This is a genomic window from Vibrio sp. Vb1554, from assembly GCF_033344235.1.
Window position 1 is genome coordinate 1 of sequence record NZ_JAWPOJ010000105.1, and the last position, 1,808, is coordinate 1,808.

Genomic DNA, 1,808 nt, shown 5'->3' on the forward strand with positions numbered 1-1,808 from the left:
TGAGTACTTGGATGTGCTCTGCGTGACCCCCCCCGTCCAGAATACCATTGATGATCAGCTGCTTGGCATACACATCGCCAGTGACTCTACCGCTTTCTGCAACGACTAACGTGCCTTCGACATTCAGTTGACCATCGACGATGCCGTCAATCTGGACGTCGTTTTCTACTTTGAGTTCTCCGCTAACAGTACAGCCTTTGGCGATGAGAGTTGAAGCTGCTGAGCTACTCGTTGTTCCACGGTTTTTATCAAAGATTCCCATCGTATTTTTCGCTCCTTAGTAAAGATATCTTCAAAATTATTAAGGCTCCAATCAACAAACGGTTTTGGGTTCAATGCTCGTCCGACAAAGCGCACTTCGTAGTGCAGATGTGGGCCAGAAGAGAGCCCACTGTTGCCAGAAATCCCAATCAAATCGCCTTTTCTTACGAATTGGCCGCTTTGCACTTTGAATTTCTTTAAGTGCGAGTAAGAACTGGTAAAACCGAAAGAGTGCTGTAGCCTCAGAAAGTTGCCAGAGCCGGTATTGCTGCGACGAGTGACTTCCACCACGCCATCGGCAGGGGCATAAATTTTTGTTCCGATGTTCACCGCGAAATCTAATCCGCGGTGCATTTTCGCTACCTTGGTGACAGGATGAATACGTTTGCCAAAACCGGATGAAAGTCGAACTTTACCCACAGGCGAACCGTTTGGAATTTGATTGAGCATCAGCGTTCGCACATTCGAAGTGATCGCTGCTGAATCCAGTCGAGTATCCAAATCTTCATTGGTGGCGTGATTGTCCACGCCAAGCACTTTTTCTAGCTCGCCTAAGCGTTCGGCAACCAACTGCACCCGCTCCTCTCGCTCTGAAAGGTCGTTTTCTAGTTCAGACTTCAACGCCTTTAATGTACTGAGCTCTTCGCCCATGCTGCGTGAGTGCTCGGTGAGCTGCGCTTGTTTCATCGCTGCGCTATCGACCCGCGCGTAAAGATGGTTTATGAGAATGGCGGTAGCTGCCAAAGTCAGTACAAATAGCCCTAAAAAGGTTTTTAGGTTGCGTTGCATCCGTTTACTGAAATACCAATGCTTGGAGCCATTGATGGTTGATATCGAGATCGTCAGTTGGTCTTTCATCATGTCGTAATGATCGTATTCTGGTATAAGCCTCGTCACTGAGTGAGCTCGACTGTAAGGAAAACCACAGGGGACTGCCAGAGGCAAATTGGAAAGAAGTGTCAGGTCGTGAGCCGTTTTCCGATATTTGATAAAAGACTCAGTGCGGATTTAATGTTGGGTTAATTTTGGTCGGTGTTGCATGTTTGGCACTTTAGAGTGACGAAATTACCAATAGTATGAATGTGCAATTCAACATACTTCACGGTTTATCCTATAAATTGCGGATATTTTAAGAAATTAATATTCATTAAATTGATAACTGGCGACGGATCTTTATGATGACGGTTGATATGCCGATAGAGCACTCATTAGCCAGTGTTTGGCGGTGTAGGAGAACTGTAATTCGTCTCTACAGAACTCGATTTATTAAGGCTTAAAACTCGAATGCAAAACGCATTTACGAACCGATATAACTAACAACGGAGTTGGTCGTGAAAAAACTACTATTGGCTACAGCAGTGGTCGCAGCAGCGGGGGCCGCTGGGTACCTGTACCAAAATAACCTTCCTCAGAGCGGTTCAAGCTCACTATTGGCGCAAATCCCAGCCGATTCGCTCGTAGTTACTTTCCAAACAGAACCTTTCAAACACTACGAATATGTGAACGCGTTTGGCTCTGCCAACCAAATGACCATGTCTGATATGTTT

At 46.0% G+C, this 1,808-nt stretch carries 2 protein-coding genes and 1 pseudogene; 1 reads left to right on the top strand and 2 read right to left on the bottom strand.

The window, feature by feature from the left end; translation table 11 throughout:
• Window positions 1–262 (bottom strand): bactofilin family protein (locus tag R8N28_RS23985; protein ID WP_318183520.1); only part of this gene is annotated, 262 nt, incomplete at its 3' end.
• Window positions 166–1,119 (bottom strand): M23 family metallopeptidase, encoded by a 954-nt coding sequence (locus R8N28_RS23990; RefSeq protein WP_318183521.1) that lies wholly within the window; start codon window positions 1,117–1,119, stop codon window positions 166–168. The genes R8N28_RS23985 and R8N28_RS23990, both read right to left, overlap by 97 nt.
• Window positions 1,120–1,592: 473 nt before the next feature.
• Here R8N28_RS23990 and R8N28_RS23995 point away from each other — a divergent pair.
• A pseudogene (locus tag R8N28_RS23995) lies at window positions 1,593–1,808 on the top strand (hypothetical protein); the annotation flags it as partial.

Excerpts from the sequence above, each read along its gene's own strand:
- R8N28_RS23990 (WP_318183521.1), bottom strand. The coding sequence starts at position 1,119 with ATGAAAGACCAACTGACGATCTCGATATCAACCATCAATGGCTCCAAG.